Origin of the sequence: Clostridium sp. HBUAS56010 (assembly GCF_007115105.1) — a bacterium.
GTDB lineage: Bacteria > Bacillota > Clostridia > Lachnospirales > Lachnospiraceae > Lacrimispora.
The window spans coordinates 245,322-262,701 of sequence record NZ_SULJ01000003.1 but is presented as its reverse complement, the minus strand read 5'-3'; the positions used below and the strand labels follow the sequence as shown (position 1 = coordinate 262,701).

The window sequence follows — 17,380 nt, the reverse complement described above, 5'->3', positions numbered from 1 at the left end:
TATCTGGATGATGGAAGTAAGATAATAATCCGTATTGAAGATGAGGCAGGAGATGTGATGTCTTATGTTCGGTATATGGATGATGGGGGAGGGAAGGTTGGAAAGGTTGTTGAAGGGGCGGGTAAGCCCCTGTATGACATAGAAGGTAATTATACAGGCGGTAGAGCTTCCAATGAGTTAGATTCTTTGGCTAAAGATCCAGCACATACAGGTTCAAATAGACCAATAGATATTGAAAAGGGAATACATGAACGTACAGTTGGGCTAAATGTAGAAGAAAGTGGAAAAATCAAAGGGCCTATTGTAAGAGATCCTTCTGGAAAAGCAGAATTTTTTGATGCTAATGGCCAAGCTTGGGATGTTAAGTCATTTAATTCTAACTTTAAACCTAAAAAAGGAGGATATACACTAGAGCGTGTTTGAAAAACATTAGAAATTGTTCATTTTAACCAAATCAGTATAGAAGCAATGCATATGAATCCCAGATAGGTGGCAGCTAATTTATCATAACGCGTGGCTATCCGGCGAAAAGCCTTGAGTTTGAGAAAATATTTCTCTACCAGATGCCTTTCTTTATAGAGCCACCAATCACAATGGCGCTCAAATTTAGCTCCCTTCCTGGAGGGAATCGTAGGTTCTCCACCGTTTTCATAGATATAATCCAGTAGCTGGTTACTGTCATATCCTCGGTCTGCCAATACATTGCTTCCCTCTATATTGATATGTTCCAGTACAGGAATTGCAAAATTAATATCGTTACGCTGCCCTTCGCTAAGCATGAAGAATACCTGGTAACCATAGGCATCTACGGCTGCATGGATTTTGGTGCTGGCTCCTCCCCGGCTGTGTCCGATTTCATTGGAGGGCCCCCTTTTTTTGCACCTGCACTATGCTGATGAGCTTGTACAATGGAAGCATCTAAAGATAATTCCTCTAATTCAGCCTCCAGGCTTAGGTTTTGAAAGATATGATCAAGGATTCCATCATCAATCCATTTTCGGAATCGGCTGTAAAGGGTTTCCCAAGGGCCATATCGTTCTGGCAGATCACGCCAAGGCGCCCCACTGCGGGCAATCCAGATTATTCCGTTAAGTATCATGCGGTTATTTTTGCGTGGGCGTCCTTGCTTGCCTGTGTTTTCGGGAGGAAGTAAATCAACAATACGATTCCATTCATCATCTGTTAATTCATATCGCCGCAACATAATAAACACTCCTTTTTTCTTTATTTTAACATGAAAAAGGACATAAAAACATATGTTTTGTGCAACTTTTAATTTTAAAACACGCTCTAGAGAGTTCACTTAGATCTATTAATAAATCTTTAAGTGAAGGTGAATTTGTCATTCTTGATACATCAAATTTAAGTTCATTGCATAAGGCTGAACTTCTCGAAAAGCTCTCTGATTTAAATTTGATGGATAAAATAGTTACTTGGCCATAAGGAGGTTATATGGATTTAATTACCAATCTTCAAAAATATACAGAATATTCTTTAGGAAAAACAAAAGAAGAATGTAGTTTAATTTATCAGGATATTACCATAAATAATATTGATTTTTCGCCATATGATTTGAATAACAGTAGCTTTTTAGAAATTATATTTAACAAATGTGATTTTTCAAAAGTTTATTTAAGTGGTGCTTCTCTTTGCGGTAGTATTTTTAATCAGTGTATTTTTTTATATAATACATTTAAAAAAGGAAACGCAGATTACACAGAATTTATATCTACGGAGATTAAAAAACTAGATTCTTTTAGAACATCATACTATGAAACCTCTTTTCAGGATGTTAAAGTTATAGAATCTCAATTGGTAAGAAGTTATTTTGATAATTCTAAATTTACTAACGTCACGTTTATTAATACAAATTTCATAGAATGCTCTTTTGATAATTCTAAATTTGAAAATGTTATATTTATCGAGTGTCATTTTGAACAAACGAATTTTCAAAACATTATAGAAGCTAATAATATAAAATTTAATAATGTTAGTATTAAGATAGAAGATGAAATAAAAATTAATTTAAATGATGAAATAAGGCAATATTTTAATATCTGAATTAACAAACTGTAAGGATGGTTGGTTGGATTTTCATTTAGATATGTTCATTCAGGAACGTATCTAAATGCTAACTGCAAAGTTTAATTAACCATATACCATCAAAATGATTCATCCAGAATATAACTCTCAACCACAATACCATTCCAAAATCAAATCTAAAGAAATGTTCTTTTGGACTGGCTCTTGAAGTTACGCAGTAGTTATATTAAAGTGCGAATCTTTACATTCGATCCTGAATTATTATGAAACCTGGCTGGATGAGATTTATGGAAAATCAAAGGCTAAAAAGTTCTGGGAATACATGCAGACAATAGACGGATTCCAGGATGTGATTAGTGTTGTTGGAATTATATTCCCGCCTGCAGACCTTCTAAATGCGGTTATCTATGCAGCCCGGGGGAAGGGCTGGGAAGCGGTCTTTTCGCTCATAGAAGCATTGCCGGTAGCTGGTGATATCATAGGAGCCGGTGAAAGGGATTGAGGGATTTCTTTTTTGTGCATTGGCAGCTTAATGCTGATGAAAGATGAAAGCAGGTAAAAATTTTCTGATAAGTTTAGAAAACTGGTTTTCATTTTGATTGTTTTATGTCATACTTATATTTATTGCATGAGCCTCTGGTTGTAATTATTTTTTACAACTTAATTATATTTAAACCAGATAATTTCATGCTGATTTTATGTATTAATGGATTTTCGAAGTGCAGAGACACTTTGTCAAGTGGGAGGCTTGAGTAAATTATATTGTAAATGAGATGAGGAGAATTGAGTGATGAAAAAGCGTAATTACTTGCTGTGTGTTTTATTGACGATAATAACATTGGGGTTGTACGGGCTTTATTGGCTTGTGCAGATTACTGATACTGTTAATGAACTTGCAAAGCCTTATAAAAAGACTTCTGGCATAAAAGCTTTGCTGTTTGAACTGATTACCTGTGGAATCTATACCTATTTTTGGTCTTGGAAAATTGGTGTTGTGCTGGATCATGAAAGGAGCAAAGCAGGGCTGTCTCCTAAAAATTTAAAGCTGTTATTTCTGATTTTGACATTTTTTGCCTGGCCGGCTTCTATGGCATTGATGCAGAAGGAAATTAATGAAATAGGCGGTATTCCTGAGCAAAATGCTTCCTTATATGATATGCAGCAGAATACAGGCAACAGAACAATGAGATGGTTCGTCTCTATAGCAGGAACTTTTGCAGCTTTATTGTTTCTACTTGTCTCCTATACCTTGAAACTGGGATTTTTACTGGGCAATGGTATAAAAAGGGCGTGGGGATATGATTTCATCTTATGGCTGAACGATACCCTTACATATAATATCTTTTCTTTCAGCCTAATTCTCGCAGGCATCTGCATACCGGTTATTAGTTGTTTATTTCTGGGACCATGTTATGGAGGGGGAAAAAGCAAGGCAGTCCGTATAGTTACGATGGCAGCCATGATACTTTTATCAGTGTCTCTTTTAATAAATGGTATTTTTTATAAGCAGTTCTACGTAGTATTTCGTGTCCTTAGCTCTTTGTTTGTATGTAATCTTGTTATGATTAGCAGTATGCTGGTGGCGGGGATAGGTGCGGCAGTATTTTGTTGTATAGAATTTATGATTTCTGTATCAGTAAATAAACTGCGTTCGATTTTCCTTGCTGCGACCACTGTCTTTTTTGGAATTGCATCAGTGGGTATTGCCGTTATGGCATTGCTCCAACACAGAATCTATGTAGTGCCCGGTTATTTATTTCTTTTTGCGCTCCCATTCCTATTGCTTGCAATATCACAGCTTTCCGGATGTACAAAGAGAGACTTATAAATCAATTTCTTATGAAACGAGGAATTATAAAAGACTATTTCAAAGAGTTATCTGAAAGAAAACTGACTACCCCCGTGGTTCATGGTGAACCATGGGGGGTACAGAAAAATGGAGTCTGTGAAAGTTTTTATAAATAAGATTTTTAAAGGTCTGCTGTGATAAGATATGAATCTGTAGAAGGCCTTTCATTATGGAAAGAAAAAGGAAACAGTACAAAGAGTGCAAATGCCAGATGGTAAACGTAACATCTTACGCAGCCTATTGGGGGGAAAGATTTCTTCTAAGGTCAACTGCTTTTAAAATGAGTCAATGTAGTTTTCAACCTTTTGATGAATCAAAACTAAGTCAGGTTATTTTCTTAAAATATCAGTAAATGGTTATCTGGATTGTATCCTGTATTTTTATGCAGATCCGTTTTTAGTTATTATGATTTCAGTTTGAAAACACCTATCAAGCTTTTTGTCGACAGGTGTTTTATTTTGGAGAAATTTGGTATATAATTAAAGAAAATGAAATAGGGGGATGTGTAATGAAAAAAGAAAAAAAGGTTTTTGAATCAGTTAATATGTTAATTGATAAAAATGTCATGAAGTGGGAAAACGCTACTGTACAGTTGAGTAATATTTCAAAAAGTGAAGTTTCGCCTATGCCAAAAGAAGAATATCCGTTGTGGCTGTTTATTGGCTGCGTTTTAGGGTTGTGGGCTATGTTTAGTGATAATTTTCGTATTGTAGGTATAATTGTGTTAGGCATATGTGCATTCATGATTTATAAGATATATGAGAGGAATAGTCAATTGGGAGATTATTTGGTTTTAGATTTGAATTCCGGTTCAAAATTGGTTTTTTCATGTGATAGTAAAGGGTTTTTATTTGAAGCCCAGGAAGCTTTGGTCAATTGCTTTAACGGTAAAAAGGAGCATGCAGTTATAAACTTTGGAACGTGCCAAATCGGAGATAATAATGTGCTTAATAATTCAAATATAAATAACAGTAACCTCCAAGTTAAGCAAGGCGATAATGTAGGTGGAAATAAGGTGGTAAATACCGGAAGCGGAACTGCTATAGGAGGGGGCGTTAAAGGATCTGTTATTAGTTCTTCCAATGGAGTTATAAATAGTGATTTTACGTCAGATTGGCAAGAGGCAGAGGAATACTTTACACAAGCACTTGGCAAATTTGATGTCAACTCGCAAGAATATTTCTGCTCCGGAATGGCAAGATCGTATTGTAACGAGCAAGATAAGGACTCATTGTCGAAATTAATCAATAAGCACCATGATATCTTTGAGAGTATTTTTGTTAATGTGGCTTCTGAAACAATTAATTTTATACTGAAAAAGTTAACAGGGATTAGTTTTTAAATTGATTACATATAAAAAGTGATAGAGAGGCGGTCAATCCCCTCTCTTTTTTATTTCAAGAATAAAATCAGAAATAATTTGCAATTCATTTGGTAGAGAATTGACATTAACAACCGATAAAAGAAATAACTTATTCTTTCATCCCTTGGTTTATTGTAGATAAGCTGTCGCCCCCTGGGGACTTAAGGCATAAACATATGTGAATCAAGTTTTCAGATTTCATAGATTCGGTAACGACTAATCCTATATTTAATTTTAACATTAGAAACAATTGCCACTTTTCATTTTTAATGTTATTCTTTTAATGCAAGTGAAATTATGAGTTTAAATAAGGAATTATATTACATTCATTTTTGAATTTGAGGGGGAATAAGTATGAAATTAGCATTTAAAAAGGTCAGCTTCTATAAAAGAGGAATATTGTATCGTTTATTAGAAGATGGATATTCATTTGATATAAATTGGAAATCGTGTTTTGAAAAAGTATTGGCTGGAGTTTGATGATTTTTTCTTTGATCATTTGGAGATTGCAGATAAATGTGGTTTTATTACGGAATTGGCTGGTGAGCCAATCGGCTTTGCTTCCTGGGATCCGCGCAATAGACCGGAGTATGTAGAGATCGGTCATAATTGTATTGCATCAGAATACAAGGGGAATGGATATGGCAAAAGGCAGCTTCAAGAGGCTATTCATAGAATTCAACAGTATGATAATCCCCAAAAGATAATTGTCGGTACGAATAGTGGTTTAATTGCACAACACAATTATGAAAGTGTGGGTTTCAAACTTAGCCGAAGGAGAAAAAACGAAACACATTCTAAATTTTCGGGTGATTTTCTTGATTATGAAATGATTTTATACGGAAAGGCAGATTCGGATTTTGGTGAGGTATAATTACCGCTCATTACTTGCAGATATTAACACCAAAAGACTGACATCGGGTTATGGATTTGAAATAGAACAAAGCCTGTAACCATGATCGAATCAAGAAGGGGAAACAAAAGAGATGAAAAGTTTATATGAAATTATTGTGATGCTTGCTTTGTGTGTGTTGGTTTTATTAGTCGTAATTACAGTTTCAAAATGGATGATTTTTGTAAAGGCACGTGAAAATGGTTGGGCTGCAATTATTCCGTTTTATGGAGATTATGTGCTGTCGCAAGTTGTTTTTGGAAGTAATATTTATTTTAAGCTTTTAATGGTTAGTATTGCATTTCGATTATTTAACCGTATGACAGGATTCGCTGTTCTTGGTATTATTGCAGCGTTAATCCAGTTATTTATGCATATAAAATGTTCGATCAATCTTGCCTATTCTTTTGGCAAAGGGAAAAGTTTTATTGTTGGTTTAATATTTCTGCCAATTATCTTTTATCCAATACTTGCCTTTGGAAACTCAAAATACATATCTCCAAACTTGAGATACATTATATAATAATAGATATAAGAGACGGCTCCCCCCCGTCTCTTATGTGTTTTTAAAAATCTTTAAAAATTCAAAGGCACTAAAATCGTGAAAAAATAGCAAATAAAATCAAGCACGGAATGTTTTATTTCTTTAAAATAAAGATAGAGCAGTCAGAAAGAGGTGATCAGGAGATGTACCAGTGGCAGAAGCAGATTCAGATAATTGTCGACAATATTGATCTATGTATCATACAACATCATGATGAAGCATTAACTTTGGAATTCCTTTCCGGCACATTGGGTTACTCTGAATTTCACACAACCAGAAAGTTTAAACAGATTCTGGGTATGCCATTTAGAGACTATTTGCGGCTTAGAAGGTTGGCTTTTGCGCTTAAAGAGGTGCGTGATGGGGGAAGAAGCTTTTTGGAGATTGCGATTGACTATGGCTTTTCGTCACACGAAGCATTTACCAGAGCGTTTAAAGCTGCATATGGCGTAACCCCAAGGGAATATCGGAAAAACCCAAAGCCTGTGATTCTCCGTACCAAAATAAACCCTTTTGACCGCTACTTTTTAGGATTGGGAGAGATTGGCATGATGAAATCAGAAGAGGATATTAAGATTTATTTTGTAACAGTGCCCGCACATAAATTTTTGCATATTAAGAATTATGAAAGCAATGGTTATTGGGATTTCTGGCAAAAACAAAGTCTGATTCCGGGGCAGGACTGCGAAACGATCTGTGGATTGCTGGATAGCATTAAGGGGAAATTAGATGATTATGGCGGAAGTGAGATAAACAGCGGCAGTGGTCAGATTATGGCATACATCAGTGATCTTAAAGGTCGGCTTTGTGATTGGGGATTTCCTCGCACAGAGTGTTATGGTGTACGACTTCCTGTTGATTATGAAGGCGAGATTCCTTCACAAATGCTTATGGTTACGATTCCTCAGGCTGAATATCTTGTATTTGAACATGGCCCCTTCCTTTATGATCAGGAAAACCGCAGTGTAGAGAAAGAGATTGAGAAAGCAATGGCAGATTTTGAATTTTCAGGCACAGGATATCGTTTTGATACTTCTCCTGGCAGAATTATTTATATGTATCATGATCCGGAACGGTTTTTCAAATACATCAGGCCGGTACACAGGGTTCCAGCCAATACTCCTTAGCAAAATTGAAATCCTCAGGTTTCTGCCGCAGTGCAAGGCAGAAGCCTTTTTTCATCCGGCAGATAACGTTCTGAGTAACAGTTCAGATAACAATTTTCAGGTAACAACCGCCGCCAGCACTTTTTACCAAAACTTACATGTAACCCGTTATTTTTTACCTGTTGTAACTTTTTGCCGTTATTTGTTTTATACTATACCGGTGGGAAAATAATCAGTACAGTTTCCCCGGATTAATACCTGCAACAAAGAGGGTTGAAAGGATGCAAATTATAATAAATACGAAAAAGCAAAATTGGTATTTATTTAATTCGTGTCAGACCTATTGCAAAAAACAGATAAAATATCCACGTTTAGAGAGGAGCATTACAAATGATTATATGGGGAGTTGGAAAAGTGACCAAAAGCAGAAAGGGTGAAGTATTAGAAAGAACATGTGAATACTGCAATAGCACTTCCATGTGGCAGTTAAGTAAAAACAGAACATGGTTTACTTTATATTTTATCCCAATTATTCCTTATCGGGTGACTCATTGCATAGAATGTCCAAACTGCGGCAGCTATATGGAAATATCAAAGGAAAAATTCACAGAGATTTACCAGGAAATAGAGAATAGAAGAAATTTAGGTTATAATGTGTAAACCATGAATTCCAATTAGTTCCCACAGATTGGAATTTCCATTGATAATAAAAACCAGGGATCTGCTTAAAGGCATCCGCCTTTAAAAAATCCCTGGTTTTTATCTGTCTAATCAGCCAATGGCATTGTGGTAGGTGAATTGTCCGGTTTTATCTATGCCATAAAAGTCTCCAAATGACAGATGAAATATATCGTGTTTCAAATTCCCCAGAGGAAGCTGATTCTTTATCAGGTACTGATAGATTCCGGCATAATCAATATCTCCCTGAATCAGAATACTCTTGAGAATCCCATCACGGAGAATTGCCTTTTTATAACTTTTCGCATCTTCTTCTACGAAAACCTCATCCCCTTTTAACACCATTCCGTCACCAAGGGATAAGGTGGTAAGTCCATAGAAGTTCATGGTGTTTTTAAACCCGTAGGTATCTTCATATGCCTTCGGAATTCCACACATATTATAAGCCGCCGTCATTCCCTGTTTCATGGCATTGGGCCAGATGCCTGCAATGCCATTGACATCTCCTGCGGCATAGATCTGGTCACAGGAGGTTTTTAAATAGTCATCTACCTTAATAAAACGGTCTACACAGATATCACTGCCATCTGTACAGGAAGTAGAAGGGCGGACTCCTGCAGCCACCACAATCATATCGCAGGAAAGAAGTGATCCGTCGTCTAACAGAACAGAGGTGATCTCATCGGTTTCCGGCATGGTGCTGAGAACGGTCTTTCTTCCAAGGACAAACCGGCAGCCATGCTGTTCAAAAAGATTCTGATAGGTTCTTCCAGCCGTTTCATCCAGTTGTTTTGGCAGGATACGGTCTGCCATTTCCAGTACGGTTACATCTTTTTTCTGCTCCAGAAAAGCATAAGCGGCATCCATTCCTACAAGGCCGGAGCCTACAACCAAGATTCTGCTTGCCTGTTCCGCAAAGGATCTGATTCGTTTGGCATCGGATAAATGGCGAAGCCCAAATACATTCTTTGCCTCCCGGAAATTCATGATAGGAGGAATAACGCTTTCTGCCCCGGTTGCAATTAAAAGCTGGTCGTAATGAATGGTGGTGTGATCACTTAATTCCACTTCCCGTTTTAACGGATGAATGTGGTTTGCTTCGTATTTCAGCCAGGTGATGTGAAGGGAATCAAAGAAGTCTTTCGGTACAAAAGAGAGGGTCTGTTCTGTTCGCTCTCCGCTTAAATACCGGTGGAGCATGCACCGGGAGTGAACACATTCATCGGAAGAAATCATGATGATCCGGGCATCCGGCTGGAGTTCCCTTATGGTTTTGGCTGCGGTGATCCCGGCAGCCCCTGTTCCAAGGATTACATGAGTCATAGTTACACCTCCCTTACATCAATGGCGCCGGTGGGACACGCCTTTACACAGCTTGGAGAAGCTCCGTGCTCCACACAGAAATCACACTTTACCACCTTGGTTCTTGTGCTGGTGTCTGCCTTTAAAACGCCGTAGGGACAGTTCATAACACACATGAAGCAGGAGCCGCAAAGGTCTTCCTCATAGAGCACAAGCCCCGTATCCTTGTTTTTTTTCAATGCGCCGCTCATGCAGGACATGACACACTCCGGCTGATCGCAGTGGCGGCAGAAGATGGGGACATAGCCGCCATCTCTGCCATTTACAATATGGTTACGTGATTCATGCTCCGGGTTTGTCAGATCCAGGTCATAGATGGTTCCCCCATCTTTCCGGTGTGCCTGCATGCATGCAAGAAAACAATTCCGGCAGCCATCACATCTGGCTTCATCAATGAAGATTCGTTTCATCTGCCACCCTCCTATAGATTAAGACCTGCCCGTTTCTCCAGAATAATCTGGTCCAGGATATGAGCGGTTTCCTTTGCATCGGAATTAATAATGACCTGTCCTCCAGTCAGACTCTTCATGCCTTCCGTCAGAACTTTAACGGCAACGTCACTTCCTGTAACAAAAGGAGGAAGTCCCAGGTGAAGGGGAAGCCCAAGCGCAAGACCGAAGCAGCCGTCAGCAATTGCCTGTTCCTCCAGCCATTGGGCAGCAGAGAGCACCAGCGGAAGCTGGGGAAGGTCTACACCTAAGTCAGCGGCAAGCTCTGTTGCAACAATTTCTAACCGGCCGATAGCAAGGCAGGGACCAAAGTTAAGAACAGGCGGAATTCCAAGTTTTTCACAGACGGCTCTTAATTTAGGTCCGGCAAAAGCAGCCGCTTCGGGAGTCATCAGACCGCAGTTTTCAATTCCACCTGAAGAACAGCCGGCGGTGAGAACCAGAATATCCTTAGCAATCAGTTCTTTTGTCAGTTCCACGGTTAGAACATCATGACCTCCTGCAGTTAGATTGGAACATCCGACGATTCCTGCAATTCCTTTGACATCTCCGGAGATAATTAAATCAATGAGAGGTTTCCAGTTGCCTCCAAGGAAATCTTTTAAGGAACCCTCGCTGACACCGGTTAAGGTGTTATTATTGCCGTGTTCCGGGAGAAGGTTAAGAGGAATTGTACCCCGGCGTTCTGTATATGCCTGAATTACCTTATCAATAATTTTTTCGCTTTGCTCAGCCCGATGCTCAAAATCAAATTTCATTAATTCTGCATTGGATTTCTTTGCCACATCGTCAAGGCAGATCTGTTTGATTTTCAGTTCTTCACAGATGGGTTCGATACCAGGTAAGGTACAGTTAAATTCGGAAAGAACTGCATCAATGGCTCCGGTTGCAAGAACGGCTTCACTGGTGTAGTTATTTCCGGCATGCCCGTCAAATACTTCGGTATAGAGGGCACCTCTTAACTGCAGATCCTGTCCCACGCAGGTACATCCAACCAGTTTAAATCCCTTTGCGCCAACTGCTCTTGCCTTTGCAATGGCTTCCTGGGAGATCAGCTTCTCCTGCAAATCCACGAAAATAGTATGCTGGTGTCCCGTAATCATAATATTGATATAATCAGGATCAATGACCCGGAGACCTACAGGGGCAAGGCGGAGCTTTGGCTGTCCCAGCAGAACATCATTTAACAGATTTGTCAGAGTCAGTCCGTAGATTCCTGTGGAGATTCCAAGTCTTAGACAGTCCACCAGCATATCCAGCGGATCAGAGTTTAAATTGGTGGAACATTTCACTACGCCCTTAAATACCTCGGATTTTGCTCCGCCAGGCATGATTCCAAGTTCCTTCCAGCGCTTTACCCTGGGAGCATAGGCAACTTTTTCGGTCAGTTCCATCTCTATGTATTCCGGTTTATACAAATCGGATAATACGGCGTCCGCAATTTTTTCCGCTTTCTTATAAATATCAGCCTCATGAATGTCAAACATCTCTGCCAGACGTTCCAGGGATTCCATTCCCTTTAGTTCTCCCTTGATCTGGGCTGTCTTTTTTAAGTTTAAGGCTGTATTTTCTACCACGTGTATGTAACAGCCGCTTCCCGAAGCAACCGCCCGTAAAAAGTTTCTTGCAACAATGGTATCAGCATTAGCGCCGCAGATCCCTCTTGGGGACTTTGGGGTAATTCTGCAAGGACCATTGGCACAGAGCCGGCAACATACACCCTGAAGTCCGAAACCACATTTCGTACTCTGTTTTTCCACCCGGTGATGGGAAGTCTCCATGGGCAGTGATGCAATAAATGTTTCCAAAGGTTTATCCGCACTTTCACATGTGGTACATCCATAACACTGATTCATTTTCTCCTCCTAATGAAACTATACTTATTTTGTACAGATTAAAACAAAAAATTAATCTGCCAATATTTCTGCTAACATACGTTTTTTTAAATCCTGATTGAGATTGCTCTGAATTCTGGCAAATTCCCGGTGAACATGACATGGTTTCTGATGGGAATGGATGGGGCATTCATATCCTGCCTGCATACATTCAATCAGCAGCATCTTAGGATCAATCACCGTTATAATATCGTACAGGGAAGTCCTCTTCAAATCGCAGTTTAAAGCATATCCGCCGGCACTTCCGCGAAAGCTTTTGATGTGACCCGACTTCTCAAGCTTTCTGGCAATTTTGTACGCATTGGCAGTTGTAATCAACTCTTTTTCACAAATAAAAGAAATACTATGTGTTTCCCCTGAGGACAATGCCCGGATAATTCTTATGGCATAATCACATTCTTTGGTTATGAGCATATAACACCTCCACGCCATTAAGAGTATCATACTGAACTTCAATGGTCAAGATTTATCATTAAAAAAACCCCGCAAAAGCGGGGAAAAGTTAATCGTTTTCGGGATAAATAAGATGTTCATCTTCAATGCCGTATAAAACAGTATCGAGGAATTTTCTGGCAAGGAATTTTGCCATTCCCAGATTCATATCCAGGTAATTACCACAGTCTCTTGCAGCAGCGCCTGGAACTTCTCCCTCAAAATCACGGATGAATTCATACAGCTCCGTAATAAGCGGTACAATATCCCTGGACTTGTAATCACCGGTAAGAAGAAGGTAAAAACCAGTCCGGCATCCCATGGGACCAAAGTAGAGAACCTTGGAAGCAAAGCTTTCATGATTTCTTAAAAAAGTTGCTCCCAGGTGTTCGATGGTGTGCATCTCAGCAGGGTTCATCACCGGTTCAAAATTAGGACGTGTCATGCGGATGTCAAATGTAGTGATTAAAGCGTCTCCAGCCTGGTCTTTTCTTGAGACATAAATCCCTGGAAGAAGCTTTAAATGATTGATGGTAAAGCTTGTGATTTTTTCCATAGTGGTCCTTTCCTTTCTTATATAATAATATGAACAGTTTTTATTGTCAGTTGCTTATGGTGAAATTATAATCATATTTTTCTGTTTATGCAACTCATATTATTTTATGACCATTGGTTTATTCGGTGAAATGTCAAATTGTATTGACACTTTGCCTGCTTTGAGCTATAGTGCTAATATGGAAAATATAATTCGAGAGAAAAGAAAGCAGTCAGGTCTGTCCCAGGATGAACTGGCAAAAAGATGCGGTGTTTCCCGTCAGACGGTGAATGCTATTGAGAACAATAAGTATGATCCTACATTAACCCTTGCATTTCGTCTGGCGAAAGAGTTAAAGTTAACCGTTGATGAACTTTTTCAGCCATTTTAAGTATAGGAAAATTGGAAAAAGAGCAGGCGCACCTGCTCTTTTTCCAATTTGATACTTTCGTCTGTTTTAGTTAAATGCAGAAGCTACTTCATCAAGCATGGTTGGAAGAGATTCCAGACCATATCCGGATAAATACCATGTACCAGGATCAAGATTAATGATTTTGCTGTCTTTGCCTGCAGAAGTGCCTTTAACCAGGTCATTGTCCAGTGTCTTGGAAGCGGTAGTGGTTCCGCCTACAACAACGGTACGGTCAACAACAAACAGGATGTCAGGATTTTTTTCTGCAATATACTCAAAACCAATTTCCATTCCGTGGGTGCTGGCTTCAATGCTGTCATCAACAGCACCAACACCAAAAAGGTTGTGAATCACGCCGAATCGGGAGCCTGGGCCGTAAGCACTGATCTTACCATCATTGGTCAGAATAATCAGGGCTTTTTTGTCAGCGGCTTCTGCCTTTATCTTTAAGTCAGCAGCCTTTGTTTTTAGTTCTTCAATCTTTGCATCAACAACATCTTTCTTTCCAAAGATTTCACCAATTGTTTTATTGACTCTTACGAATTCATCCCAGTAATTTGTGTAGTCAAAATCAGTGTAAACCGTAGGAGCGATTTTGGAGAATTCATCATATAAATCTGCCTGACGTCCGCCAATGATGATTAAGTCAGGTTTAAATTCGTTGAGGGCTTCCAGATTTGGTTCTTTTATATTTCCGGCATCGGTGTAAGCCTCGCCTTCATATTTTGATAAGTGCTTCGGAACATTACTCTTAGGAAGAGCAAGTTCAGGAGTTGCGCCGATAAAATCAATGGTTTCCAGAGCACTGAAATCTAAAACCACAACTTTTTTAGGATTAACCGGAACTAAAACGGTGTCCAAGTCATGTTTTACGGATATAGTCTCTGGGGATTCAGAGGAAGAACCGGATGCAGATGCTTCGGAACTGTCCGCTTCTGTGGATGCTGCCTCGGTAGTTGCAGCAGTCGTTTCTGTTGCTGTTTTGGAACAGCCTGCTAACAGAGAGCCTGCCATTACAGCGACAAGAGCAGTTAAGTATAGTTTTTTCATAGATACCTCCTGGATAAATAATAGTTTATATTGACCGTCTTAGACGGATGCAACCTTAAGTGTAGTAAACACAAATATCATTGCCGTTTATATTGCTGATATGGATATCCATGTCATAGATGTCAGAAAGAATCTCTGACTTGATAATCTCTTTTGTTTCCCCTGCCATGAAAAGTTTTCCATCCCTCAGTGCCAGGATATCGTCTGCATAGCAGGAGACAAAGTTAATATCATGGATGACAACAATGACCGTTTTCCCCAGATCATTGACCAGCTTTTTCAGAATCTTCATAATCTGCACGGAATGTTTCATATCCAGGTTGTTCAGAGGCTCGTCAAGAAGGACGTACCGGGTGTCCTGGGCAATGACCATGGCAATGTATGCCATCTGCCGCTGTCCCCCGCTGAGCTGGTCTAAATACCGGTCCTGGATATGGGTGATGTTTGTATAGGAAAGAGCCTCATCTATTTTAAGCATGTCCCCATCATTCAGTTTTCCCTTGCTGTAGGGATAGCGTCCGAAACTCACCAGTTCCCGAACGGTCAGGCGCAGATTCATGTGGTTGGTCTGGCGCAGAATGGAGATTCTCTTTGCCAGTTCCTCCTGGTTCCAGTCATTCACCTTTGTTCCGTCAATGATCACTTCCCCGGAATCCATCTTTAAAAGCCGGCTGATCATGGACAAAAGGGTACTTTTTCCAGCACCGTTGCTGCCGATAAATGCAGTAAAACGCCCTTCTTTTAAAGAAGCGGATACGTTGTCCACCACGGCTTTATTGCCGTATTTCTTTGTAATATTCTTAATTTCTATCATCGTTTGCTCTCCTTTAACAGAAGGAAGATAAAATAGATCCCTCCAATGAAGTTTAAGATCACGCTCAGGGTGGTGCTTCCGTTAAAGACCCGTTCTGAGACGAACTGCCCTATGGGGAGGGAAACAAATCCAATGAGGACCGCTCCTGAGATTAAGTAAGTATGTCGGTAGGTCTTCATGATCTCTCTGGAAAGACTGACCAGTAAAATTCCAAGAAATGTAACAGGTCCGACTAAAACCGTTGATACGGATACCATAACAGAAATGACAAGAAGGCTGCGCAGCACCATGGGGGTATAAGGAATCCCAAGACTGATGGCAGTATCCTTTCCAAGACTTAATACATCAAATCTTGCAATATCCTTTCTGGAACAGATCAGGGCTGCCGCAATAATGAGAAAAGAGATGAGCAGCAGTTTTTCATTGACATTTTTAAAACTTGCAAATAATTTTCCCTGGAGAATGCTGAACTCGTTGGGATCAATCATCAGTTCCAGAAAAGAGGAAATTCCCCTGAAAAAGGTTCCTGTAATCATTCCTACTAAAACAAGGGTGTAGATGTTGCGGCCCTCTCCGTAAAAGACAAGGCGGAAGATCAAAAGAGAAGCCATCATCATCAGTCCTGCGGATAGGACAAAGTGCAGGGAACTGTCCATTAAAACAAGCTTCTTTGCTCCGAAGAGGAATGCAATCAATGTCTGGATAAACAGGTAAAGGGAATCCAGTCCCATGACACTGGGGGTTAGAATCCGGTTCTCTGTTATGGTCTGAAATACCACGGATGAATAGCCTACGCATACACTGACTAAGAGCATGGCTGCGATTTTTTTCATTCTTCTGGGAAAGTTAAAATCAAAGTTACTGGCATTAAGTCCGGTAAAAACAAAGATTCCAATGGCAGCGGCTGCCAGAATGATTAAGATGATAAGGATCTTGTTCTCACGGGCATGGGAAATGGTCCGGGCGTTATTCGTTCTCATGTTTCTTCCTCCTGAGCAGCAGCCAAAGAAAGATTGCACTGCCGGTAACACTGATCATCATGCCAATTGGTACTTCGAAAGGGAATATAATGACTCTTCCGAGAATATCACATAGAAGAACAAAGTTTGTACCTAACAGTGCGGTATCCAGCAGACTGTTTTTTAGATTGTCTCCCCGGATCATGCTGATGATGTTTGGAACGATCAGATCCAGAAAGGGAAGACCTCCTACGGTTACGGTAACGACAGAAGTAATCATGGCAACCACAGCCAGTCCCAGATTTACGATCCGTTCATGATTTAGTCCCAGATTTCCGGAAAAGTCCTTTCCCATTCCTGCAATGGTAAATTTGTCCGCATATAAATAACCGAGAACCAGAAAAGGAATCCCCACATACAAAAGTTCATATCTTCCCTTTAAAATCAGGGAAAAACTGCCCTGCATCCAGGAAGTCATGTTCTGGACCAGATCATAGTAATAGGCGAAAAATGTGGCAATTGCATTCACTACGTTTCCTAACATCAGACCAATTAAAGGGATCAGAATGCTGTTCTTCACCTTAATGATAGCAAGAATCTTAATAAAGAGGAAAGAACCCAGCAGACAGAATACAAAAGCCACCGACATTTTCACAAGAGGGCTGGCTCCGCCGAAAAACAGCATTGCAGTAAGGATTCCCAGTCTTGCCCAGTCTGTAGTACCTGCCGTGGTAGGGGATACGAATTTGTTCTTTGTGATGGTCTGCATGATCAGTCCGGTGATGCTGACACTGGAACCCACCACAATAATGCTGATCAGTCTGGGAACACGGCTGATGGCAATCACGTGTAAATCATTTAAGGTAAGGTGAAAAAAGTCAATGTCTTTTACTCCTACCAAGATGGAAGTTATGGATAAGACTACTAACATTCCAAATAAGAATGGTTTCTTAAAAATCACAACCTTGTTCCTCCTGTAAGACTAATATAAGTTAGT

The 17,380-nt window shown here is 39.7% G+C and carries 20 protein-coding genes and 1 pseudogene; 11 read left to right on the top strand and 10 right to left on the bottom strand.

What is annotated here, in order from left to right; translation table 11 throughout:
* Positions 1–423: hypothetical protein (locus tag FAY33_RS07915; protein ID WP_207706006.1), on the top strand; the 423-nt coding region annotated here is incomplete at its 5' end.
* Between the two features lie 17 nt (positions 424–440).
* Here the strand turns inward: FAY33_RS07915 and FAY33_RS07910 are convergent.
* A pseudogene (locus tag FAY33_RS07910) lies at positions 441–1,204 on the bottom strand (IS5 family transposase).
* Between the two features lie 248 nt (positions 1,205–1,452).
* Here FAY33_RS07910 and FAY33_RS07905 point away from each other — a divergent pair.
* From FAY33_RS07905 to FAY33_RS07870, 9 genes are all read left to right on the top strand, one after another.
* Positions 1,453–2,061, top strand: coding sequence for a pentapeptide repeat-containing protein (locus FAY33_RS07905; protein ID WP_143320473.1), 609 nt, complete (start codon positions 1,453–1,455; stop codon positions 2,059–2,061).
* 304 nt (positions 2,062–2,365) lie between these two features.
* Positions 2,366–2,545: a hypothetical protein gene (locus FAY33_RS07900; protein ID WP_143320472.1), complete on the top strand. Its 180-nt coding sequence runs from the start codon at positions 2,366–2,368 to the stop codon at positions 2,543–2,545.
* A 288-nt stretch (positions 2,546–2,833) separates the two neighbouring features.
* On the top strand, positions 2,834–3,871 hold the full coding sequence (locus FAY33_RS07895; protein ID WP_143320470.1) for a DUF4234 domain-containing protein: 1,038 nt from the start codon (positions 2,834–2,836) through the stop codon (positions 3,869–3,871).
* A 529-nt stretch (positions 3,872–4,400) separates the two neighbouring features.
* The gene (locus FAY33_RS07890) at positions 4,401–5,234 is read left to right on the top strand and encodes a hypothetical protein (RefSeq protein ID WP_143320468.1); all 834 of its coding nucleotides are present in this window, start codon (positions 4,401–4,403) and stop codon (positions 5,232–5,234) included.
* A 375-nt stretch (positions 5,235–5,609) separates the two neighbouring features.
* The gene (locus FAY33_RS20060) at positions 5,610–5,735 is read left to right on the top strand and encodes a hypothetical protein (RefSeq protein WP_279231852.1); all 126 of its coding nucleotides are present in this window, start codon (positions 5,610–5,612) and stop codon (positions 5,733–5,735) included.
* On the top strand, positions 5,710–6,129 hold the full coding sequence (locus FAY33_RS07885; protein WP_243126649.1) for a GNAT family N-acetyltransferase: 420 nt from the start codon (positions 5,710–5,712) through the stop codon (positions 6,127–6,129). Before FAY33_RS20060 ends, FAY33_RS07885 begins: the two co-directional genes overlap by 26 nt.
* A gap of 112 nt (positions 6,130–6,241) precedes the next feature.
* The gene (locus FAY33_RS07880; protein WP_143320466.1) at positions 6,242–6,670 is read left to right on the top strand and encodes a DUF5684 domain-containing protein; all 429 of its coding nucleotides are present in this window, start codon (positions 6,242–6,244) and stop codon (positions 6,668–6,670) included.
* A gap of 164 nt (positions 6,671–6,834) precedes the next feature.
* Positions 6,835–7,818: a helix-turn-helix domain-containing protein gene (locus tag FAY33_RS07875; protein ID WP_143320464.1), complete on the top strand. Its 984-nt coding sequence runs from the start codon at positions 6,835–6,837 to the stop codon at positions 7,816–7,818.
* Positions 7,819–8,187: 369 nt separating this feature from the next.
* Positions 8,188–8,457 carry a zinc-ribbon domain-containing protein gene (locus tag FAY33_RS07870; RefSeq protein ID WP_143320462.1) on the top strand — a complete coding sequence of 90 codons (270 nt, stop codon included), beginning with the start codon at positions 8,188–8,190 and terminating at the stop codon, positions 8,455–8,457.
* A gap of 111 nt (positions 8,458–8,568) precedes the next feature.
* Here the strand turns inward: FAY33_RS07870 and FAY33_RS07865 are convergent, their stop codons facing one another.
* From FAY33_RS07865 to FAY33_RS07845, 5 genes are all read right to left on the bottom strand, one after another.
* Entirely contained in the window at positions 8,569–9,798 is a 1,230-nt protein-coding gene (locus tag FAY33_RS07865; RefSeq protein ID WP_143320460.1) for an FAD-dependent oxidoreductase, read from the bottom strand.
* A 2-nt stretch (positions 9,799–9,800) separates the two neighbouring features.
* Positions 9,801–10,247, bottom strand: coding sequence for a 4Fe-4S dicluster domain-containing protein (locus FAY33_RS07860; protein WP_143320458.1), 447 nt, complete (start codon positions 10,245–10,247; stop codon positions 9,801–9,803).
* Positions 10,248–10,258: 11 nt separating this feature from the next.
* A complete protein-coding gene (gene cooS / locus FAY33_RS07855; protein WP_143320456.1) occupies positions 10,259–12,142 on the bottom strand; it encodes an anaerobic carbon-monoxide dehydrogenase catalytic subunit in 1,884 nt (627 codons plus the stop codon).
* A gap of 51 nt (positions 12,143–12,193) precedes the next feature.
* Positions 12,194–12,595 carry an Rrf2 family transcriptional regulator gene (locus tag FAY33_RS07850; protein WP_143320454.1) on the bottom strand — a complete coding sequence of 134 codons (402 nt, stop codon included), beginning with the start codon at positions 12,593–12,595 and terminating at the stop codon, positions 12,194–12,196.
* An 88-nt stretch (positions 12,596–12,683) separates the two neighbouring features.
* Positions 12,684–13,169 carry an S-ribosylhomocysteine lyase gene (locus tag FAY33_RS07845; protein ID WP_143320452.1) on the bottom strand — a complete coding sequence of 162 codons (486 nt, stop codon included), beginning with the start codon at positions 13,167–13,169 and terminating at the stop codon, positions 12,684–12,686.
* Positions 13,170–13,347: 178 nt separating this feature from the next.
* On the opposite strand from FAY33_RS07845, the gene FAY33_RS07840 reads away from it, so the two are divergent.
* A complete protein-coding gene (locus FAY33_RS07840; RefSeq protein WP_143320450.1) occupies positions 13,348–13,539 on the top strand; it encodes a helix-turn-helix transcriptional regulator in 192 nt (63 codons plus the stop codon).
* Between the two features lie 66 nt (positions 13,540–13,605).
* Here the strand turns inward: FAY33_RS07840 and FAY33_RS07835 are convergent, their stop codons facing one another.
* From FAY33_RS07835 to FAY33_RS07820, 4 genes are read right to left on the bottom strand one after another with little or no spacing between them, the layout of a single operon-like run.
* Positions 13,606–14,610, bottom strand: coding sequence for an ABC transporter substrate-binding protein (locus tag FAY33_RS07835; RefSeq protein WP_143320449.1), 1,005 nt, complete (start codon positions 14,608–14,610; stop codon positions 13,606–13,608).
* A 55-nt stretch (positions 14,611–14,665) separates the two neighbouring features.
* Positions 14,666–15,424: an ATP-binding cassette domain-containing protein gene (locus tag FAY33_RS07830; RefSeq protein ID WP_143320447.1), complete on the bottom strand. Its 759-nt coding sequence runs from the start codon at positions 15,422–15,424 to the stop codon at positions 14,666–14,668.
* A complete protein-coding gene (locus FAY33_RS07825) occupies positions 15,421–16,404 on the bottom strand; it encodes an iron chelate uptake ABC transporter family permease subunit (protein ID WP_143320445.1) in 984 nt (327 codons plus the stop codon). The genes FAY33_RS07830 and FAY33_RS07825 overlap by 4 nt, the downstream gene beginning before the upstream one ends.
* Entirely contained in the window at positions 16,391–17,314 is a 924-nt protein-coding gene (locus tag FAY33_RS07820; protein WP_143320575.1) for an ABC transporter permease, read from the bottom strand. The genes FAY33_RS07825 and FAY33_RS07820 overlap by 14 nt, the downstream gene beginning before the upstream one ends.
* Between the last annotated feature and the right edge of the window lie 66 nt (positions 17,315–17,380).